Source organism: Kitasatospora misakiensis (assembly GCF_042656005.1).
GTDB classification, from domain to species: Bacteria; Actinomycetota; Actinomycetes; order Streptomycetales; family Streptomycetaceae; genus Kitasatospora; species Kitasatospora misakiensis.
In genome coordinates this window covers 1-1,744 of sequence record NZ_JBHSOF010000125.1, presented here as the reverse complement: position 1 = coordinate 1,744, position 1,744 = coordinate 1, and the positions used below count along the sequence as shown (strand labels likewise).

The 1,744-nt window shown below is 70.6% G+C and carries 1 protein-coding gene; it reads right to left on the bottom strand.

What is annotated here, in order from left to right; translation table 11 throughout:
• Positions 1 to 28: 28 nt before the first annotated feature.
• Positions 29 to 1,696, bottom strand: coding sequence for an IS1182 family transposase (locus tag ACFP3U_RS36830; protein ID WP_380230141.1), 1,668 nt, complete (start codon positions 1,694 to 1,696; stop codon positions 29 to 31).
• Positions 1,697 to 1,744: the final 48 nt, after the last annotated feature.

The window sequence follows — 1,744 nt, the reverse complement described above, 5'->3', positions numbered from 1 at the left end:
GACGCTGTTGGTGAATTCGGGATCCTGATCATTTCGCCCCGTCGAGCTGTTGCTCGGCGGGGCGAAGTGCTGCGAAGTGGCTGGTGCGGGTGCGGGCTCGGGGTGTGTCGGTGAGGTGGGCGTCGATGCGGGCGAGGTTGATGGCGGCGCCGGTGAGTTGGTGCTGGAGGCTGGTCTTGGCCAGGCCCTGGTAGCGGGATCTGCGCAGGCCGCAGCGTCCGACGCCTTGGGATATGGTGCCCTCGATCCCGGCGCGGATCTTGTAGCGCTCTTTCCAGGTGTCGGTCCGCTGCTCGGCCCGGGCGTTGTGGACGGCCTCGTGTTCGTCGCGGTGCCGCAGGTTGAGCTCGCGGCGTTCGGCCGTGGGCGAGTTGGCGCATTCCCGCAGCTGGGGGCAGGGGCGGCAGTCGGCGGGGCTGAAGCGGACCCGGATCACCGGCAGGCCTTGCTGCGAGTACCGGTGGTGCCACTGGGTGCTGGTGGTCCCGTTCGGGCAGGTCACCTGCTCGCGGTCCCAGTCGATGATGAACGCGTCCTGTCCGAAGGGGCCGCCGGCCGAAGCGGCGGTGTTCGCGGCCATCGGCCCCTGCAGGTCGATGCCGTGCTCGGTGCGGGCGATCACGATCCGGGCGGCGGTGGGATATCCGGCATCGACCCAGTGCTCGCCGGGCAGGCAGTCACGGGCGGCGAGACTGGTGTGGATCTCCTCGCTCATCACGTTGTCGGGGACGGTGGCCGCGGTGGTGGCCATGTTCGTGACCAGGTTCGGCGTGTCCGGCTCGCAGGTCTCGGTGACGTGGACCTTGTAGCCGTCCCAGACGATGTCGCGCTTCACGCTTCCTCGCGCCTCGGGATCATGCGGGGTGACCAGGCGCACCGCACCCGGCGGCCGATCTTTTGGGCCCCGGCGCATCACCTCGCCCCCGACCAGGTGGAACTGCTGGACCCAGATCTGCCGCAGCACCCGGACCTGCGGCAGGTCCCGCAGCTCCTGTGGTGCGTCGGGAGAGGTCACGGCCTCAAGCAGCCGCATCCCGTCCGTGCCGATCCGCCGCCCCACGTCCTCCCGCTTGGCACGGGCCTTCGGGAACCGGGACTCCTCGGCCCGGGTGGCGTAGTGATGGAACCAGTCGGGCTCGGCGACCCGGTCCAGCCATGCGGGGGCTGCCCGCGCGAGCGCGTTCAGCGCGGACCGCAGCGTCTCGGCCACCATCTCCAGCCAGCTCAACTCACGTGCCGAGGACAGCACATGGGTGGAATCGGTCCGGGCCCGGCCCGCCGTCTTCAGCAACCCCCGGGCCCGGGCCGCTTCCAGGACGCCGTCCAGCACCCGCCGCCCCGCGTCCGCCTCGACCAGCCGGTCCCGGAACTCCGAAAGCACCGAGAAGTCGAACCCTGGATCGCCGAGTTCCAGCCCGAGGGCGTACTTGAAGTCGATCCGGGCCCGCACCGCCTCAGCGGCCTGCCGGTCGGTCAGCCCCTCCACGAACTGCAGCACCAGCACCAGTGTCAGCCGGCTCGGCGACCAGGCGGGCTTGCCCCGCACCGGGAACAGGTCCGCGAACTGCTCGTCGGTGAACAACACCCCCAGCTCGTCCCGGATCCGGATCGCCAGGCTTCCCGTCGGGAACGCCGCCCGTGCCACCCGAACCGTCTCCGCCGGGACCTCGCCCGGCTGACCCGCACGCATCGACACCCGCACCCCCACAACAACAGCAAACGCCGGTCTCCGAGAACAGTCTCG